16 protein-coding genes are annotated in these 19,634 nt (G+C 32.5%); 12 read left to right on the top strand and 4 right to left on the bottom strand.

The annotated features are described in order from the left end of the window. The first annotated feature begins 33 nt into the window (after positions 1–33). The 9 genes from M9Q43_RS04590 to M9Q43_RS04550 all read left to right on the top strand — a co-directional run bounded on the left by M9Q43_RS04590 (position 34) and on the right by M9Q43_RS04550 (position 12,525). Complete coding sequence (locus M9Q43_RS04590; protein WP_262317795.1) at positions 34–1,788, top strand: porin family protein; 1,755 nt, start codon at positions 34–36, stop codon at positions 1,786–1,788. A 154-nt stretch (positions 1,789–1,942) separates the two neighbouring features. Next, positions 1,943–2,335, top strand: a complete 393-nt coding sequence (locus tag M9Q43_RS04585; protein WP_262317794.1) for a hypothetical protein — start codon at positions 1,943–1,945, stop codon at positions 2,333–2,335. A gap of 51 nt (positions 2,336–2,386) precedes the next feature. Next, a complete protein-coding gene (locus tag M9Q43_RS04580; RefSeq protein ID WP_262317793.1) occupies positions 2,387–2,836 on the top strand; it encodes a GreA/GreB family elongation factor in 450 nt (149 codons plus the stop codon). 235 nt (positions 2,837–3,071) lie between these two features. Next, positions 3,072–4,688, top strand: coding sequence for an asparagine synthase B (asnB, locus tag M9Q43_RS04575; protein ID WP_262317792.1), 1,617 nt, complete (start codon positions 3,072–3,074; stop codon positions 4,686–4,688). A 176-nt stretch (positions 4,689–4,864) separates the two neighbouring features. Then, positions 4,865–6,805, top strand: coding sequence for a DNA topoisomerase (ATP-hydrolyzing) subunit B (gyrB, locus tag M9Q43_RS04570; protein WP_262317791.1), 1,941 nt, complete (start codon positions 4,865–4,867; stop codon positions 6,803–6,805). Next, positions 6,777–7,805: a DUF6588 family protein gene (locus M9Q43_RS04565; RefSeq protein ID WP_262317790.1), complete on the top strand. Its 1,029-nt coding sequence runs from the start codon at positions 6,777–6,779 to the stop codon at positions 7,803–7,805. The genes gyrB and M9Q43_RS04565 overlap by 29 nt, the downstream gene beginning before the upstream one ends. A 30-nt stretch (positions 7,806–7,835) precedes the next feature. Continuing rightward, the gene (locus M9Q43_RS04560) at positions 7,836–8,768 is read left to right on the top strand and encodes a malate dehydrogenase (protein WP_262317789.1); all 933 of its coding nucleotides are present in this window, start codon (positions 7,836–7,838) and stop codon (positions 8,766–8,768) included. A 290-nt stretch (positions 8,769–9,058) separates the two neighbouring features. Further along, positions 9,059–11,986: a protein translocase subunit SecDF gene (gene secDF / locus M9Q43_RS04555; protein WP_262317788.1), complete on the top strand. Its 2,928-nt coding sequence runs from the start codon at positions 9,059–9,061 to the stop codon at positions 11,984–11,986. A gap of 77 nt (positions 11,987–12,063) precedes the next feature. Beyond that, on the top strand, positions 12,064–12,525 hold the full coding sequence (locus M9Q43_RS04550; RefSeq protein ID WP_262317787.1) for a gliding motility lipoprotein GldH: 462 nt from the start codon (positions 12,064–12,066) through the stop codon (positions 12,523–12,525). A gap of 35 nt (positions 12,526–12,560) precedes the next feature. Here the strand turns inward: M9Q43_RS04550 and lgt are convergent, their stop codons facing one another. Then, on the bottom strand, positions 12,561–13,511 hold the full coding sequence (gene lgt / locus M9Q43_RS04545; RefSeq protein ID WP_262317786.1) for a prolipoprotein diacylglyceryl transferase: 951 nt from the start codon (positions 13,509–13,511) through the stop codon (positions 12,561–12,563). A gap of 124 nt (positions 13,512–13,635) precedes the next feature. Next, on the bottom strand, positions 13,636–13,893 hold the full coding sequence (yidD, locus tag M9Q43_RS04540; protein ID WP_262317785.1) for a membrane protein insertion efficiency factor YidD: 258 nt from the start codon (positions 13,891–13,893) through the stop codon (positions 13,636–13,638). Positions 13,894–14,043: 150 nt separating this feature from the next. On the opposite strand from yidD, the gene M9Q43_RS04535 reads away from it, so the two are divergent. Continuing rightward, positions 14,044–14,652, top strand: coding sequence for a hypothetical protein (locus M9Q43_RS04535; protein ID WP_262317784.1), 609 nt, complete (start codon positions 14,044–14,046; stop codon positions 14,650–14,652). Positions 14,653–14,782: 130 nt separating this feature from the next. Here the strand turns inward: M9Q43_RS04535 and cysS are convergent, their stop codons facing one another. Next, positions 14,783–16,270 (bottom strand): cysteine--tRNA ligase, encoded by a 1,488-nt coding sequence (gene cysS / locus M9Q43_RS04530; RefSeq protein WP_262317783.1) that lies wholly within the window; start codon positions 16,268–16,270, stop codon positions 14,783–14,785. Between the two features lie 291 nt (positions 16,271–16,561). After that, positions 16,562–17,233 (bottom strand): GTP cyclohydrolase I FolE, encoded by a 672-nt coding sequence (gene folE / locus M9Q43_RS04525; protein WP_262317782.1) that lies wholly within the window; start codon positions 17,231–17,233, stop codon positions 16,562–16,564. A gap of 149 nt (positions 17,234–17,382) precedes the next feature. Here folE and M9Q43_RS04520 point away from each other — a divergent pair, with 149 nt between their 5' ends. After that, on the top strand, positions 17,383–17,784 hold the full coding sequence (locus tag M9Q43_RS04520; RefSeq protein ID WP_262317781.1) for a hypothetical protein: 402 nt from the start codon (positions 17,383–17,385) through the stop codon (positions 17,782–17,784). 6 nt (positions 17,785–17,790) lie between these two features. After that, a partial coding sequence (locus M9Q43_RS04515) for a PKD domain-containing protein (RefSeq protein ID WP_262317780.1) occupies positions 17,791–19,634 on the top strand: 1,844 nt, incomplete at its 3' end.

The following is a 19,634-nucleotide window of genomic DNA, read 5'->3' as shown; positions in this document are numbered from 1 at the left end:
TTAGTTTCAGAATCGTATCTAAAAAATTTGAACATGAAGAAATTAAATATAATCACAATAGTTTTAGTAATATTCGGAATCCAATTTTCCTTTTCTCAAAAAAAAGATGAAAACATTGGCTCTGAAGTAGTAAATATTGTAAAACCATACACACCAACCATTTCTGATGCTTTTAAAGTAAAAGAAACACCAGTTTTGGAAGATGAAGAAGAGCAAAAAAAGGAAACCATTCAGTATAATATTTTTTCATTTCCAGTAGCATCAACTTTTACACCAGCAAAAGGAAAAGCGGCAGGTGTTGATAAAGCCGAAAAAGAAAAATTATACAACAATTACGCAACGTTAGGTTTCGGAAATTATCCAACAATAAATGCAGAATTGTTCATAACGCAAAATCTTAGCCGAAGCAATTATGTAGGTGGAATGTTGCGCCATTTGTCTTCTCAAGGCGGCATCAAAGATTTGGTTTTAGATGACAAATATTACAACACAAGTTTAGATGTAACTTATGGAGTGCGTGAGCGCGATTTAAGCTGGAATGTAGATTTAGGGGTGAAAAATCAAATTTATAATTGGTACGGATTACCTATACAAACTATCGCTTTTGATGATGCAACAATTAACAGTATCGATTCAAAACAAAGTTACAATACAATTGCTCTTGGCGGAAAAATGACATTAAAAGACGGAATTTTTAGTGAGGCAAGCATGCAATTTAAACGTTTTTCAGATGGATTAAATTCAGGTGAAAATCGATTTTTTATCAAGCCAAATTTTGATTTTGAAGTAATGGATCAAAAAATCAAAGCCGATTTCGTAGTAGATTACGTTGGTGGAAGTTTTGAAAGAATGTTAGATGTAGATTCAGAACTAAAATACAGTACAATAATTGCCGGAATGAAACCAAGTATTTTGTACCAACAAGATGATTTATCGGTGCAGTTAGGTGCGGGCGTTTTCTATGCAACTGCAAAAATTAACGGAGAAAGCGATGGAAAGATTTTTATTTATCCAAACATCAAAGCTTCCTATAAATTAGTTGGCGATATTTTAGTAGCTTATGCTGGTGCAGAAGGAGGTTTACAGCAAAACTCATATGCAGATTTTGTTGATCAAAATTCATTTGTGTCACCAACACTTTTTATTGCACCCACAGATAACAAATATGATATTTATGCAGGTTTAAAAGGTAAATTAGCGAATTCAGTTGCTTTTAACGTTAGAGCGTCCTATTTGAACCAAGATGATAAAGCGCTTTTTGTGAGTAACGAATACAATCCTTCATTTGCTAATACAGAAGGTTATGCTTATGGAAATTCGTTTGGTGTAGTTTATGATAATGTAAAAACATTGAGTTTGTTTGGTGAATTAAAGGCCGATTTTTCTAAAAGTGTAACTTTTGGTATTAATGGAACCTACAATAATTATTCATCAGATACGCAAGCCGAAGCTTGGAATTTACCACAATTAAAAGTTGGAACAACAGTAGATTTTGACATCAACGAAAAATGGTATGCAGGTGCCAATGTATTTTTTGTAGGAGAAAGAAAAGATTTGATATCAGTTCAGAATGCTGCGGCTGTTTTTCCGCCAATATTTGATTCAATAGTAGTTACATTAGACAGTTATTTCGATTTGAATGCGCACGTAGGATACAAATACAACGCAAGATTAACCGCTTTCTTAAAAGGAAACAATTTAGCTAATCAACAATACAATCGCTGGGCAAATTTCCCGGTACAAGGAATTCAGGTGTTGTTAGGTGCTAATTACAAATTTGATTTCTAAAAGTTCAACATTCAACATTCCAAGTTCGTTGTTAAATATTAAAAAATGTTGAAAATTCAATTTTGAACAACGAATTTTGAAGTTGAGTTATTAGTTTTATTAGGTTTTCCAATAACGTTTGTTATACTTATAGCATCTCCGAAATAATTGAATTATGAAAAAAATTATTTGCATATCATTTCTTCTAATATTTGGAGTATCATTTTCTCAAAATGAAAATTCTAAAAATAATGATTCTATAGTTTGGAGAAAAGTTACTTGTGAAAACGGAACTGAACAAGCAAAAATCGATTTTGATATTGGAATATATAATTGTTATTCTTATGGACTAATTTTTGACAAAAACCCTGATTTAAGCACTTATATTCAAGAGTATAGAAGAAAAAAATACGGGATTGATACAAAAAATGCAGGATGTGTAATTACTGAATATTCAAAATGTTATTCGAAAACGATGAAAGAACTCGTTTTAAAGAAGTTTGGGAATGATATTTTTGAAAAATCAAGAAAAGAAGCTGAAGAATTGTATAAAAGAGGAAAAAAATAATCCTAGCGTCCTTAGCGCCTTCTTTGTGCTCTTTGTGGTTAATCTTTCATCATGACATTCAAACAAAAAATAAAATCCCATTATCAAAATCTATTATCGGAGAAAATAAACGAATTGCGTTTTATGATTTCCGATTTAGCTCAAGATGCGCAAAACGATGCGAAAGGTTCGGCTGGCGATAAGCACGAAACCGCTTTATCGATGATGCATTTAGAGCAAGAAAAACTCAATCAAAAATTAGCAGAAATCATCGGTCAAAAGAATAGCATTGATAAAATTGATGCAGATGCAATTCACGCCAGAGTTGCTTTGGGAAGTTTAGTTCAAACTAATGAAATGCTGTTTTATATCAGCACTGCTTTACCAAAAATCACAATCGATAATAAAACCATTATTGCTGTTTCACCAGAATCTCCTTTGGGAAGTCAATTACTAGGAAAAAGTGTTGGAGATGAAATCACAATCAACAACAATCGATTTCACATAAAGACAATAGAATAAAATAAAAACCACTCACTCGAGTGGTTTTTTTATGATTTGTAACCAAAACTAACTCAAAACCACTTTTAAAATTTATAATTTAATTAAAAATCCATTTTTTAGTTTTAAATTATAACTAAAATTAATTTTAAGGTTTATTATTTAAACTTATTTATTCAATTTTGCTTCATAAAATTAAGTTAATATAAAATATAACTTAAACAATTAAACATTTCAACGATTAAACTTAAAAATTATGTGCGGAATATTAGCCATTATAGGGAAAGGAAAAGAAGAAGCATTGGTGCAACAATTGTCTAAAAGAATGAGCCACCGTGGTCCAGATGAAAGTGATATTCATGTAACTGAGAAAGGACACATTTTGGCACACGAGCGTTTGTCAATTGTCGATTTGCATACAGGAAAACAACCTATTCAAGGAACCGATTCGGCATGGATGGTGCATAATGGCGAAATATACAATCACAAAAAATTAAGAGAAACGACTCTAAAACATCATGTGTTTAGAACAACATCAGATTCTGAAGTTATCGTTCATTTGTTCGAAGAATTTGGATATGATTTCTGTGATATGTTGGACGGAATTTTCGCATTAGTAGTTATCGATGGAGATGATTATATTGTAGCTCGTGATCCATTGGGAGTAAAACCATTGTATTATGGAATGGACGAAAGAGGTCGCTTGTATTTTGCTTCTGAAATGAAAGCGATTACCGACCAATGTAAGTCATTTTCTACTTTTCCTCCAGGACATTATTATACCGAAAAAACAGGTTTTGTGAAATATTACAAACCAGAATGGGAAGCTCATGAAAAAGCAGTTGAAAAATTACATTTAGAAGCTTTAAATGTAAGTTTGACTCAAGCAGTTGAAAAACGTTTAATGTGCGATGTGCCTTTTGGAGTATTGCTTTCTGGTGGATTAGATTCTTCCTTAATTGCTTCAATTACTTCAAGATTGTTAGAAGGAACTGGACAAGAATTACATTCGTTTTCTATTGGATTAGATGCTTCTGCACCCGATTTAGTAGCAGCAAAAAAAGTAGCGGATTTCATTGGAACAACACATCACGAAATTCATTTTACAGTCGAGCAAGGAATCGATATTTTAGATAAGTTAATTTGGCATTTAGAAACCTACGATGTAACGTCAATTCGAGCAAGCACACCAATGTATTTCTTATCAAAAGCGATTACAGAAAAAGGAATCAAAATGGTACTGTCAGGCGAAGGAGCTGATGAAATTTTTGGAGGTTATTTGTATTTCCGAAATGCGCCATCAGTGTTGGATTTTCAAAAAGAAACCATCGAACGCGTTCAAAAGTTATTTACAGCCGATTTGCTTCGTGCTGATAAATCAACCATGGCACATGGATTAGAAGCAAGAGTTCCATTTTTAGATAAGGAATTTTTGGATTTAGCAATCAAAATTCAGCCAGAAGAAAAAATGCCAAAAACGTATGACGGAATTGAAAAATATATTTTAAGAAAAGCATTCGATACACCTGAGAAGCCATACTTGCCAGAAGAAATTTTATGGCGTCAAAAAGAACAGTTTTCTGATGGAGTAGGATACAACTGGATTGATACTTTAATAGAATATTGTTCAAGTCAAGTTACGGATGAGGAGTTTGCAAAAGCAAAAGCATTATTCCCTTACAATACACCAGTTACAAAAGAAGCATTCTATTATAGAACCATTTTTCACAAGCATTTTCCACAAGATAGTGCGGCACAAACCGTGCGAAAATGGATTCCAAAATGGCAAGAAAATCAAGATCCAAGTGGTAGGGCAAATGCCGCTCACGTAAAGGCAGATGTGGCTATTGCTTCAAGTGCAGCATTAGTGTAGTATTTCATAAATATGGTTTGTTGTTAGGAAGCGTCAGTTAGAAATAGCTGGCGTTTTTGTTTTTCAACAAATGTTAATAACTTAATGGCTTTTTATGCTTATTTGTAGTCTATTTTTTGACGGAATGGTTATATTTGTCTGTTAATAAAAATCGAATATTTTAAGAGTAAAATTATATGAGCGAAGAAGTTAAGAAAAACAATTATTCGGCAGACAGTATTCAGGCATTAGAAGGAATGGAGCACGTAAGAATGCGTCCTTCCATGTATATTGGCGATACTGGAGTAAGAGGTTTGCACCATTTGGTGTATGAAGTAGTAGATAACTCTATCGATGAAGCTTTAGCCGGTCATTGTGATACAATTTATGTAGCTATAAACGAAGATAATTCCATTACAGTTGAAGATAACGGTCGTGGTATTCCAGTTGATTTACACAAAAAAGAAGGTGTTTCTGCACTTGAGGTTGTAATGACTAAAATTGGAGCCGGAGGTAAATTTGATAAAGATTCATACAAAGTTTCTGGAGGTTTACACGGTGTTGGTGTTTCGTGTGTAAACGCACTTTCTGATCATTTACGTGCAACGGTTTATCGTGAAGGTAAAATCTATGAGCAAGAATACGAAAAAGGGAAAGCAATGTATCCAGTTAAACAAATTGGAACTACAGATAAAAGAGGTACAATGGTTACTTTTAAACCTGATGCAACCATTTTTACTCAAACTTTAGAATATTCTTATGATACATTAGCTTCTCGTTTACGTGAACTTTCTTTCTTAAATAAAGGAATTACTATTACTTTAACAGATAAAAGAAACTTAGCTGAAGATGGAAGTCAACCTGTTGAAACATTCCATTCAAAAGAAGGCTTAAAAGAGTTTGTTAAGTTTCTAGATGGAAATCGTGTGCCAATCATTGGTCATGTAATTTCAATGGAAAACGAAAAAGGAGAAATACCTGTTGAGGTTGCTTTAATTTACAATGAAAGTTATTCGGAAAATATTTTTTCTTATGTAAATAACATCAACACTCACGAAGGCGGAACGCACTTGCAAGGTTTCCGTATGGGATTAACTCGTACTTTGAAAAAATATGCTGATGCTTCTGGATTGTTAGATAAATTAAAATTTGAAATTTCTGGAGATGACTTCCGTGAAGGTTTAACAGCTATTATTTCGGTAAAAGTTCAAGAACCACAGTTTGAAGGTCAAACCAAAACTAAATTAGGAAATAGAGAAGTAGTTTCTCCAGTTTCTCAAGCGGTTTCTGAAATGTTAGAAAATTATTTGGAAGAAAATCCAAATGATGCAAAAATCATTGTTCAAAAAGTAATTTTAGCTGCTCAAGCACGTCATGCTGCCAAAAAAGCTCGTGAAATGGTGCAACGTAAAACCGTTATGGGTGGCGGAGGATTACCGGGTAAATTATCAGATTGTTCCGAGCAAGATCCAGCAAAATGTGAAATCTTCCTTGTCGAGGGAGATTCGGCAGGTGGAACAGCAAAACAAGGAAGAGATAGAGCTTTTCAAGCTATTTTACCATTACGTGGAAAGATTTTGAATGTTGAAAAAGCAATGCAACATAAAGTATTTGAAAACGAAGAAATTCGTAATATTTTTACAGCTTTAGGTGTTACAATTGGTACTGAAGAAGATAGTAAAGCTTTAAACCTTACTAAATTACGTTACCATAAAGTTGTGATTATGTGTGATGCCGATGTCGATGGTTCTCACATTTCAACATTGATTCTAACATTCTTCTTTAGATTTATGAAAGAATTAATAGAAGGTGGTCACGTATATATTGCAACTCCACCTTTGTACTTGGTTAAAAAAGGTAACAAAAAAGAATATGCTTGGAACGACGATCAACGTGATTTAGCTAACGAAAGAATGGGAGGAAGTGCTGCTATTCAACGTTATAAAGGTCTTGGAGAGATGAATGCAGAGCAATTATGGGAAACAACATTAAATCCAAATTATAGAACTTTACGTCAAGTTACAATTGATAGTTTGGCTGAAGCTGATAGAGTTTTCTCGATGTTAATGGGTGATGAAGTACCACCTCGTAGAGAATTTATTGAGAAAAATGCTGCTTACGCAAAAATTGATGCGTAAATCAAGTCTAATAATAGCATTTTTTGTTGCTTTCTTTTTTACACAAAAAGTAAAGGGGCAATCATCTACCGAATTAGAACAAATAGGGTATCTGCTTTCAGATGCCCTTTTGTATTCTGAGCAATATATAGTTCCTGCTACAGATGCTGCGGTTTATCAAGCTTCATCTGCGTGGGTAAATTCTCCCAAAAAGAAAGAAAAATGGAAAGTTACTTTAGGGTTGCATACCAATGTGTTTTTTGTTCCAAAAAGAGATAGAAAATTTACGATTCAAAATTCCGATTTTCAATTTTTTGAAATTGAAGGTGCTACATCAGCAACTGTTCCAACCGCTATAGGAAATGATAATCAGGTATATCTGGTAGGTGATTTAGGCGGCGAAGAAGTTCGTTTTGAAACACCACAAGGAATTGATCAAGAAACAGTTGTTTATCCTTATTTACAAGGTGGAATTGAATTACCATACGGATTTGAATTTTTAGCAAGATATTCGACTAAAACAAAACTTAAAAGGGGTGATTACCAAGTGTATGGTTTTGGATTAAAACATAACTTTAGTCAATATTTTCCAAAAATTGAAGCTATAAACATTCATTTTGCTGCAGCTGCTATTTATTCAAAAGAAGATATAAGTTTTGATTTTTTAGATATCGATACTGCCTACGGAAATTTAGGAATTAATAATTTTAGTGGTTTAGTAGATACGTATCATTTTCAGCTAAGTGCTTCAAAAGAATTTAAAAAGTTTGAATTAATTACAAATTTTATAATTAATAGAAGTTCTTTTGAATATGTTGTAGATGGCCAAAAAGGATCTATTGAAGAAATATTGCCTGTACAAGATGTAATTAATAATTTACTTACCCGAATTGCAAAAGACAAAACCAATGTTTTAGGAGAAGTTTCTGGTAGATATCAAATAAGCAAATTTTATGTGCAAAGTTCAATTGCTTTTGGTAAATTTGTAAACGCAAATTTAGGTGTACAATATCAATTTTAATTTTTATAAATATTTAATATACACAACAAAATGAAAGTAACAATAGTAGGTGCGGGTAACGTAGGTGCAACATGTGCAGATGTTATTTCGTACAGAGGAATCGCAAGCGAAGTAGTATTAGTAGACATCAAAGAAGGTTTTGCAGAAGGTAAAGCTATGGATATTATGCAATGTGCTACAACAACTGTATTTAACACGCAACTAAGCGGAACAACTGGCGATTATTCAAAAACTGCGGGAAGTGATGTAGTGGTAATTACATCTGGAATTCCAAGAAAACCAGGAATGACTCGTGAAGAATTAATCGGAATCAACGCAGGAATCGTTAAATCGGTTGCGGATAACGTATTAACTCATTCGCCAAACGCAATTATTGTAGTAGTGTCTAATCCAATGGATACAATGACCTATTTAACATTAAAAGCTACTGGATTACCTAAAAATAGAGTAATTGGAATGGGTGGAGCTTTAGATAGTTCTCGTTTCAAATATTTCTTATCAAAAGCATTAGATAAACCAGCTAATGATGTTCAAGGTATGGTTATTGGAGGTCACGGAGATACAACTATGATTCCATTAACACGTTTAGCATCATACAATGGAGCGCCAGTTTCAAATTTTTTATCACAAGAAGCATTGGACAAAGTAGCTGCTGATACAATGGTAGGAGGAGCAACTTTAACAGGTTTATTAGGAACTTCAGCTTGGTATGCACCAGGAGCATCTGTTGCATATTTAGTAGACAGTATTTTAAACAATCAAAAACGTATGATTCCATGTTCAGTATTCTTAGAAGGTGAGTATGGACAAGAAGATATCTGTATGGGAGTTCCATGTATTATCGGAAAAAATGGAGTAGAACAAATAGTTGATATTCAATTAAATGATGCAGAAAAAGCAGCTTTCTCAAAATCAGCAGACGCTGTTAGAGCAATGAATGCAGATTTGAAATCAGTACTATAATTTCAACAAAAAATACAGCAAAAACTGTCAAGCAATTGGCAGTTTTTTTTTGAACCTAATCCAGCTTTCCATTACAAGCTTTTATCGCAAAAATCAGCTTTTAACAACAAAAAATCAGCTTCCTTTGGTCGCTGTTTTGTGTTGTAAAAGCTAACAATTTTTGACTAATAAAAGGCTTTTCATTTTAATCTGGGGTATAATAGCATTTTAATCAAAATAAAATTGGTTAATCCTATTGTAAATTATATATTTGTCCGTTTTTATAAAATAGAATAATAAATTATAGAGTAATGCAGAATAGAGGACTAATTAAATTTTTCGCAATTATCTTTGCTTTGGTATGTGTATACCAACTTTCATTCACTTTTGTTGCAAACGGCATAGCTAACGATGCTAAAGCTTTTGCTAAAGGAGATTCAAAAAAAGAACTACGTTATTTAGATTCTTTGAAAAAAGAAGAAGTATTTCTTGGAAAAACCTACAAAGAAGTAACAGATAATCAAATCAACAAAGGTCTTGACCTTGAAGGAGGATTAAACGTAATTCTTCAAATTTCGGTTAAAGACATCTTAAAAGGATTAGCAAACGAAACAAAAAATCCAGCTTTCAACAAAGCACTTGCTGATGCGAAAACCAATCAACAAGGAAATCAAGATTACATCGATGCGTTTTTTGAAGAAGCTGATAAGGCTAATTTAAAATTATCAGATGCAGATGTTTTTAGAAATAAAAATCTTGATGGAATTATTGAAATAGGAATGACAAATAAACAAGTTCAGCCTATTATCAAACAAAAAGTTAATGAGTCTGTAGAAAGTGCGTTCAAAGTATTAAGAGAGCGTATTGACCAATTTGGTGTTACACAACCTAACATTCAATTATTAGGAAACTCAGGTAGAATCTTAGTTGAATTACCTGGTGCAAAAGATGTAGATAAAATCAAAAGAATTTTACAAACTTCGGCTCAGTTAGAGTTTTGGGTTGCACATTCAGATGCTGATGCTTTTGGCTATTTAATTCAAGTAAACGAAGCTTTAAAGAAAACAGAAGTAGCTAAAAAATCAACTCCTGTTAAAAATACAGGTATCGACTCTTTATTAACTGATAAAGCAGATACAACATCAACAGTAAATCCACTTTTTGATAAATTACAATTATTAGGGCAACAACCTATGGGGCAACCAGTATTAGGTATTGCAAAAGTAAAAGATACAGCAGTTATCAATTCTTATTTCAAGAGAGCAGATATCAAAGCATTATTACCAGCTAATTTAACGTATGCTAAAATGGCTTGGGAAAAATCAGATCCAAAAAATCCAGAATTTACTCAATTGTATTTCTTAAAAGGAGATGCTTCAGGTAAACCAGCTTTAGCAGGTGATATGATTACTACTACAAGAGCTGAGGCAGATGAATTTGGAAAGCAAGGTGTAACCATGAACATGAATTCTTATGGAACTCGTGAATGGGAAAAATTAACAAGTAGAGTAGCAAAAGAGCAAGGTTTTATTGCTATTGTAATGGATAACACTGTTTATTCTGCACCACAAGTTAATGAAGCAATTGCAGGAGGAAGTTCAAGAATTTCCGGAAACTTTACAATTGAAGATGCACAAGAATTAACTAAAATATTAGGAGCAGGTAAATTGCCAGCTACTGCAGAAATTGTTCAATCAGAAGTTGTAGGACCATCATTAGGAGAAGAAGCTATCAATAATGGATTAATTTCTTTTATTTTAGGGTTCGCATTAGTATTATTATGGATGGTGGTGTATTATGGTAAAGCTGGTTTCTATGCAAACTTAGCCTTATTAGTAAATATTTTATTCATCTTTGGTGCTTTAGCTAGTTTTGGAGCTGTGTTAACATTGCCTGGTATTGCAGGTATTGTACTAACAATTGGTATGGCGGTTGACGCTAACGTAATTATCTTTGAAAGAGCTAAAGAAGAATTAGATAATGGTAAAACGGTTCAAGAAGCAACAGATTACGCGTTTACATGGAAAGGTGCATTATCTTCGATTGTGGATGCTAACGTAACTACAGCTTTAACTGCTATCATTTTATTAGTATTTGGAACAGGACCAATCAAAGGTTTTGCAACTACTTTATTAATTGGTATTATAACTTCTGTATTTACAGCAGTATTTGTTACCAGAATGATTTTAGATTGGAGTTTAGTTCGTAATGAAAAATTAACTTTTTCAACTTCGTTAACTAAAAATTGGTTTAAAAACTTAAATATTGATTTCTTAGGTAAAAAGAAAATCGCTTATGCTATTTCAACTGTATTAGTTGTTTTAAGTTTAATTTCATTATTTACTAAAGGATTAAACCAAGGAATTGATTTTGTTGGAGGTAGAACTTACCAAGTTCGTTTTGACAAACCTGTAGTAGCGGATGAAGTAGCTAAAGATTTAAGTGCTGTATTTGGTGAAGCTGGAGCTGAAGTTAAAATCTATGGAACAAATAATCAGTTAAAAATTACAACAAAATATAAAGTTGATGATGAAGGTGAAGGAGTTGACCAAGAAGTAAATAATAAGTTATTTGATGGTTTAAAGAAGAACTTCCCAGCAGACATGACTTATGAAAAATTTGCTAATTTGTATGAAGGTAAAACAATTGGAATATTATCATCTGCAAAAGTAACAGGAACAGTTTCAAAAGATATTAAAACAAACTCAATTTGGGCAGTATTAGGTTCATTATTTGTAGTGTTCGTTTATTTGATGATTAGTTTCCGTAAATGGCAATTTGGATTTGGAGCTGTTGCAGCAGTTGCGCATGACGTGATTATTGTATTAGGTATTTTCTCATTCTTCTATACAATTTTACCATTCAACATGGAAATTGACCAAGCATTCATTGCAGCTATCTTAACGGTTATTGGTTATTCATTAAACGATACGGTAATTGTATTTGACAGAGTACGTGAATATTTAGATTATAACTCATCTCCAGATTTCAAAGGATTAGTTAATAAAGCATTAAACACTACTTTAAGTAGAACAATCAATACTTCTGCTACAACATTAGTAGTTTTAATTGCTATCTTTATCTTTGGAGGAGAAACAATTAGAGGATTCGTTTTTGCTATTTTAGTGGGTATTTTAGTAGGAACTTACTCTTCGTTATTTGTGGCAACCCCATTAATGAATGACTCAATGAGTGAAAAAGAAGCTAAAAAAATGGCTGAATTCAAAAAAGAAGACTAATTAAGTTTTATATATTATTAAAAAGTCCTGATTTTATATCAGGACTTTTTTTATATTTATAATTCTAAAAATAAATTATGCATATTAAATTTCTTTTGGTTGCTCTTATGTTTATTTTCTTATCATGTAATGAAAATAAAATATATGATGATTTTGATTCCAATTTTGAGAATAATCGTTGGGAAGAAAATGATTATAGAGTATTTGATTTTGAAAACAAGCAATCTGAAGAAGCTTGTGACTTAAAACTACATCTTGGTCATATTAGCGGGTTTCAATTTAAAGAAGTGCCTTTAGAAGTTGTAATTACTGCTCCAGATGGAGAATCAGAATTATTGCCGATAAATGTTAAGTTAATTGATGAATACGGAAAAGATATTGGTGATTGTACTGGAGATATTTGCGATGTCTTTCAAACTATAAAAACGTTTGAAACACTTGAAAATGGAAAATATAAAGTTGCTGTTAAAAGCAAATTTACAGGTCCTTATTTGCCAAATATTCTAGGTGTTGGTATAGTAGTTGAAAAGAGAAAATAAAAAAAAACGGTTAGAATTACTTAACCGCTTTTTTTCTATTGTTTAACTTCTTTTGCTTTAAATACAAAGTAAAATCCAATAATAACAAATGGAATACTCAACCATTGTCCAGTTGATAAAGCATTAAATATTGGATATTTTTCAAAACCTCCTTGGCTGTCTTTGAAAAACTCTACAACAAATCTAATTGACCAAAGTAAAATTAAAAACAAACCAAATAAATAACCTGCTTTGTTTCTTGCTTCGGTTTTCCAATATAAAAACATCAAAATTGCAAAGACAAAAACATAACAAATTGCTTCATATAATTGCGCCGGATATCTATATGGAAATGCATCTAATATTGTTTTATATTTTGGATCTGTTGCAATTGCAGTAAAAGCTTGCTGCGCATCTTGAAGGTTAGTTTGAGCTATTATTGCAGGTTCTCCCAATGGCCCTTGATATTCTTCTCCTCTGATGAACTTCATTGCTAAAAAGCTATCAGCAGATGTTGGTTTTCCGATAATTTCAGAATTCATAAAATTTCCTAGACGAATAAATATAGCTCCAAGAGAAACTGGAATTACAATTCGGTCTAAAATCCATAGAAACGAACGTTTAATTACACGTCTTTGTATATAAAACATTGTAATTATGATTCCTATAGCAGCACCATGACTAGCTAATCCTGCAAAACCAGTGAAATGTAGCGTAGGTTTTGTACTAATTGGTAATAATATACTTAATGGGTCTTGATAGAATAATTCAGATTGATAGAAAATTACGTGTCCTAATCTTGCTCCTAACATTGTAGCTACTAAGGTGTACACAAATAACTTATCTAATGATTCAACAGATTCGTTTTCTCTAACAAAAATTGGTTTCATTACGTACCAACCTAATCCAAAGGCCAAAACCCAAGAAAGACTATAAAAACGTAACATAAAAAAACCTAAATCTATTCCTTCAGCAGGATTCCAAACCATATTTAATGCGTAAATCATAACTGTATTTTCTGATTAAAGTGTAAAAATAAATAATAATATTGTGTTTCTTGTTAAAATTCTAATAAGATATTTTCAAGAGCAAAAATCAAGCTCAAAATTCTATTTTTTAACTTTTAAATTTTCAAGGAACTGGGTCATAGCCGCTTTTTCCCCAAGGATGACAACTGAGAATTCTTTTTATAGCTAACCAACCGCCTTTAAATAATCCGTATTTTTCTAATGCTTGAATAGTGTAGCTTGAGCATGTCGGTTCAAATCTACAAGTTGCAGGAGTAAAAGGTGAGATTGCTGCTTGATAAAATCGCACCAATAAGATAAAAGGAAGAATTAATATATTTTTTAATCCACTAAATTTCAGAGGACTATGATTATTGCACATATAGCGATTTATTAAGTTGTAAAAGTACTATTTTATATTTTTTAAGTCGAAATTTTACAACGAAAAAAAAATTCAAACTATGATTTATATCAGTTTTTTTAACAATTCTTGACAATAAATTTGTCTCATAATTTTAAACTAAAACATAAAATGAAAAAATTATTATTATTAGCAGGTATTGCATTATTAGGTTTTAACGCAAACGCACAAGAAGAGAAAAAAGGTTTAGAAGGAACTTGGTGGGTTGCTGGTCAAGTATCATTTTCTACAACTGATAATGGTGCAAGTGAAACAAAATCAAATACAATTGTTCCAATTGCAGGTTATTTTATTGCTCCAACTACAACTATAGGTTTAGGAATTGGTGTAATTAACTCAACTACTGATGCAGGTTCACTTACTATTGCTGAGTCAAACACTTTTATCGTTCAACCTTTAGTTAGAAAATACTGGGGATTAGGTGGTAAATTCTTTATGTTTGGTCAAGCTTCTTTACCAATGACATTTGGAAAAGATAAAATCACAGATGACAAAACAACTTCTATTGGTGTAGACATTGCTCCAGGTTTTGATTATGTTGTAAACAGCTGGATGACTGTTGAAACTTCATTTTCATTAGTGAACATGACTTCTACTACATTAAAACCAGATTCAGGTGACAGCACTAATAGCTTTAGCTTTAACGCTAACCCATTTGATTTAAATCCTGGAACAAGAAGTGTTGGTGGATTAAGAGTTGGTGTAAAATTCTTATTCTAGCATTTTGTTAGAGTATTGGTTAGTTTAAATAGTAAGTAGAGCTATCTTAATAAGGTGGCTCTATTTCTTTTGTATAAAAAAAGCACAACTAAAATAGTTGTGCTTTTTTTTAATTATAATGATGAAACAATTACACCGAAAATGTAGTTCCTTCTTTTCCATCTTTTAATTGAATACCTAGTGTTAATAATTGGTCACGAATTTGATCAGAAAGAGCAAAATCTCTATTAGCTCTTGCTTGTTTTCGCATTTCAATTAATAGTTCCACAACTCCTTTTAATTTTTCTGTAGTATTTGAAGTGCCGCCAGAAGCAGTATTATTCATTCCTAACACATCAAATAAGAAATTAGAAAGTGTAGTTTCTAAAAGTTTAATATCATCTGTGGTTAAAGTTGCTGTTCCGTCATTTACTAAATTGATATATCGAGCACCTTCAAATAATTGAGCTATTAAAATAGGCGTATTAAAATCGTCGTTCATGGCATTATAACAACTTTGTTTCCAAGAAGCAATATCTAAAGAAGAAGTGTTGCTTGCTTTTAACATAGGAAGTAATTTGTATGATTCCATCAAACGGTTATATCCTTTCTCGCTGGCAACCATCGCATCGTTAGAAATATCTAAAACACTTCGATAATGTGCTTGTAAAAAACAAAAACGAACGATATTAGGCTCAAATGGTTTTTCAAAAAAGTTGTTTTCACCTGTCACCAATTCCATTGGAAGAATATAGTTTCCAGTCGATTTACTCATACGCAATCCATTCATGGTAAGCATATTGGTGTGCATCCAATAATTTACTGGAGAATGACCGTTGCACGCTTTTCCTTGTGCCACTTCACACTCATGATGCGGGAATTTTAAATCCATTCCACCACCGTGAATATCAAATGTTTCGCCTAAGTATTTCGTACTCATAGCTGTACATTCTAAATGCCAACCAGGAAAACCCTCGCCCCAAGGTGAATTCCATCGCATGATATGAGCTGGAGAAGCTTTTTTCCAAAGTGCAAAATCTTGCGGGTTTTTCTTCTCGCTTTGTCCGTCTAAATCTCTGGTATTGGCAAATAATTCGTCAATATTTCTATTGCTCAATTCGCCATAATTCAAGCCTTTTTCATTGTAAGCAAACACATCAAAATAAACCGAACCATTGCTTTCGTATGCAAATCCGGTATCAATTAATTTTTGAGTTAACTCAATTTGCTCTAAAATATGTCCGGTTGCTGTAGGCTCAATCGTTGGTGGAAGAAAATTGAATGTATCTAATACTTTATGAAAATCAACAGAATATTTCTGTACAATTTCCATAGGTTCTAATTTTTCCAAGCGCGATTGTTTCACAAAACGATCGTTATCCACATCGCCATCATCGGTTAAATGTCCGGCATCTGTAATGTTTCTAACATATCTTACTTTGTAACCTAAATGTAATAAATATCTAAAAATCACGTCAAAACTCATAAAAGTACGTACGTTGCCCAAGTGTACATTACTGTAAACCGTTGGTCCACAAACATACATACCAATGTTTCCATCATGAATAGGAGTAAAGGTCGATTTTTCGCCCGAAAGCGTATTGTATATTTGCAACGATTGATTTTTATATAATTCCATTATTGATATTTTTTTGAAGCTATTCCTGCTATTCATTACAAGTCCTCGCATAAAAACTTGTTTTTCTACGTTTTAAAAAGTGCTTCTTAGGTCGCATTTTTAAAACAACAAAAACTACATTTTTATTGCTGTGGGCTTTTCATTACTATCAGGGCTATTTTTTAGTTTTAGGTTTCAAGTTTCAAGTTTTTTGATTTTGTCATTCTGAGCTTGTAAGGAATCTTCTAACCATAGTCAACCGCTAAACAAAATTTAGCCAAAACTTCCATCTTCCGTCACTCAACTTCCAACTTAAAACTGCGTATCTAACTTAATATAATCCAAAAACTCTCTTCGAACTTTCTCTTCTTTGAATTTTCCGCCAAATTCAGCAGTTACTGTGCTACTTTCAATATCACGAATACCTCTAGAGTTTACGCACAAGTGTTTCGCATCAATTACACAAGCAACGTCATCAGTTCCTAATACTTTTTGTAATTCTTGTACAACTTGAATCGTTAAACGTTCTTGAACTTGAGGTCTTTTAGCAAAATAATCAACTATTCGATTCATTTTAGATAAACCAACTACAGTTCCGTTTGAAATATAGGCTACGTGAGCACGACCCACAATTGGTAATAAATGATGTTCGCAAGTAGAATAAACCACAATGTTTTTTTCTACAAGCATTTCATTATACTTATATTTATTGTCAAATGTAGAAGAACTTGGTTTTTTTACAGGATTTAGTCCACCAAAAATTTCTTTTACAAACATTTTTGCCACACGATTAGGAGTGCCTTTTAAACTATCATCGGTCAAATCTAATCCAAGCGTGTTTAGTATATTTTCAACGTCTTTTTTTATCAATTCAATTTTTTCATCATCAGAAATAGCAAATGCATCATCACGCATGGGTGTTTGAGCGCTTGTTGCAATATGATTATTTCCCATTTCGTCCTGAAAATCCTCGTTTTGTATCATTGGTATTAATTAGTTTTTTAGCAATTTTTAATTGGTTGCAAAGATAAATAATAAACTTTAAAAATAATTTCAATATGTTAATTATTAGAAAAATAATTGTCAAGTTTAAATTTTTGTTAAATTTGCTTTAACAACTATGATTAAAAACTATGAAATTTAAAAAATTAATTGTTGTGTTATCGATTTTATTGTTTAACACTGCATATTCCCAGACCACCGCTAAATCAAACCCAGATTTAGAACAACAATTTATTGGAGAAGTTTTTGGTACTAATATTACTAAAGACAGTCAACACTATAAAAACTTACTAATACTTTTAAGAGAAAGAGTATTATTTAGTAATGTTGCATTAGACCAAAGTGAAAAATTCCCAAAACTTTCTCAACAGCCATTGTTTAATAAATATAATGGTGAAATTACAAGAGATACAAATTTTGACCAAAGTAGTTTTAATATATTGAAATATGATTTGAATTTCTTCTCACCACACACTAAGGTGTACAGAATTGACAATACAGATTGGTTAATTATTATTAATCCTAAATCTTAAGAACTCATGATGAAAAAATACATTTTACTTTTCTTTGTTCTATTTTCACTTGGATTATCGGCACAAACCTATAATATGTCTAATGCACCTGTAAACACATGTACAGGTACTTTTTTAGATTCTGGTGGTACGGGTAATTATAGTAACTCACAAAATTTTACAAAAACTTTTTGTCCTTCTACACCAGGAAGTATAATTAGATTTGTTTTTACACAATTTAATTTAGAAAACAATGCAGATTTTTTATATGTTTATGATGGTAATTCTACTACTGCACCGTTATTGCAAACATATACAGGAACTGATTTACCATTAACTTTGCAACCAACCGCAGCAAATACCTCGGGTTGTTTAACTTTTGTTTTTACATCAGATACAGTAAATACAGCTTCTGGTTGGAGTGCAAATATTAGTTGCGTAACACCTTGTCAAACTATTATAGCAAGTCTCGCAAGTTCAACACCAGCGCCTGCGGCAGATGGTATTATTAAAATTTGCGCTGGGCAATCCATCACATTTAATGGAGCGGCTACTTTTTCAACTAGTGGAACGGGAGCAACCTACACTTGGAATTTTGATGATGGTTCAACAGCTGTAGGGCAATCGGTTACACATACATTTCCAACGGCTGGAGTTTATCGAGTTAATGTTGTAGTTAGAGACCCTTCGGAATGTATTAATTCAAACTTTATTAATCAAGTTGTTCAAGTCGCTGATCCACCAAGTGTATCTATTTATTCTGATTCAGATGAACAATGTATAAATACGCCTCTTGATTTACAGGCAATTGTATCTACACAAACTTATGATTACAATTGTGCGCCACCTGTGAGTGGAACTACATATTTACCGGATGGAGATGGTGTTTCTTATGAAACTTCTGTTGTTGTTGATTGTTTTGATTCTACCACTACATTAACTAATGTAAATCAAATACAAAGTATTTGTCTTAATATGGAGCATTCTTTTTTGGGAGATTTGCGTATTGAAATTATAAGCCCGTCAGGACAGGTTGCTGAATTAAAAGCATATCCAGGTGGTGGTGGTACCTATTTAGGAGATGCTAATGATGATGGTTCAACTATTCCTGGTGTTGGATTTAACTATTGTTTCTCTGCATCAGGTACAACCACTTTAGTTGCAGGGCCAACCACGATAGCTACAGATGGTAATCTAACAAAACAAGCAGGAACATATTTGCCAAGTGGAGGTTTTGCTCCTTTATTAGGAAGTCCTTTAAATGGAATATGGACAATCAGAGTTTCAGATGAGGATGCTATAGATAATGGATATATTTTTAGTTGGTCGATTAATTTTGCACCATCATTAACACCTACTAGTTTAAGTTTTACACCAGCAATTACTTCTGTTACTTGGGTAGCAGATCCAACAATAACTGGAACTTCGGGTACAACAGCAACTGTTGAATCTCCAACTTCTGGGACAGTTTGTTATACAGTTATAGTTTCTAATGATTTTAATTGTTCAGCAACCGCTTCAAAATGTATTGACTTCTTAGATGCTCCAGCAATTAATTTAACACCAGATGATTTAGAGAGTTGTAGTAATGTATTCAACTTAAATGACGAGATCCCAGAAATATTAGGAGCTTTAAACCCAGCTGATTACGATGTTTATTTCTTTGCTACTCAGTTAGATGCAGAAGCAGGTGCTCCTCAGATTTCACCTGCGTTTATAGCTACAAATCCAGTAACAACAATTTGGGTAAGAGTAGAGGATTTTACATTGTCTTGTCCTGCAATTACAAGTTTTGATTGTGTTATTATAGATTGTTCACCGCCATCTCCAACGTCAACCATTTCAGCCAATACAATTTGTTCAGGACAAAC

It is taken from the genome of Flavobacterium odoriferum (genome assembly GCF_025499515.1).
GTDB classification, from domain to species: domain Bacteria; phylum Bacteroidota; class Bacteroidia; order Flavobacteriales; family Flavobacteriaceae; genus Flavobacterium; species Flavobacterium odoriferum.
Note: the sequence above shows the minus strand (reverse complement) of the source record. Positions and strands in the feature narration are given on the sequence as shown.